This is a genomic window from Methylobacterium sp. WL18, assembly GCF_008040015.1.
Taxonomy (GTDB): domain Bacteria; phylum Pseudomonadota; class Alphaproteobacteria; order Rhizobiales; family Beijerinckiaceae; genus Methylobacterium; species Methylobacterium mesophilicum.
The window spans coordinates 1-468 of the sequence record NZ_VRVD01001322.1 but is presented as its reverse complement, the minus strand read 5'-3'; the positions used below and the strand labels follow the sequence as shown (position 1 = coordinate 468).

At 75.9% G+C, this 468-nt stretch carries 1 protein-coding gene; it reads left to right on the top strand.

From position 1 onward, the window contains the following. A partial coding sequence (locus FV228_RS32545) for a GNAT family N-acetyltransferase (protein WP_147858039.1) occupies window positions 1-468 on the top strand: 468 nt, incomplete at both ends.

Below are 468 nucleotides of genomic sequence, written 5' to 3'. Positions count from 1 at the left end.
CCCACGCCACCATGCCCGCCGACGGCCTGGAGCACGCGATCGCCCTCGGGGAGGCGGTGCTGGCCGGCACCGCCGACCTCGCCCTGCTGAACCGGCGCTCCCTGGCTTGGCGCGGCAAGATTGCAACCGCCCCGGTGCCGGATCATCTCCGTGACGGCGACCTGCTCCTGCGCCGCTGGCGTCCGGCCGACACGGCGCCCTTCGCGGCGCTCAACGCCGATCCGGCGGTGATGGAATTCTTCCCCCGGCCCCGGACCGAGCCGGAAAGCGCCGCCGAGGCGGGCAGCTACGACCGGCGCTTCGTGGCGGACGGGTTCGGCCCCTGGGCCCTGGAGCGGGACGGCCGGTTCGTCGGCTTCGTCGGCGCGTTCCGGATCATGCGGGCCATGCCGTTCCCGGGGGGCGAGCGGGTCGGCGCGACGATCGAACTGGGCTGGCGCCTCGCCCGGGACGCCTGGGGCCAGGGGC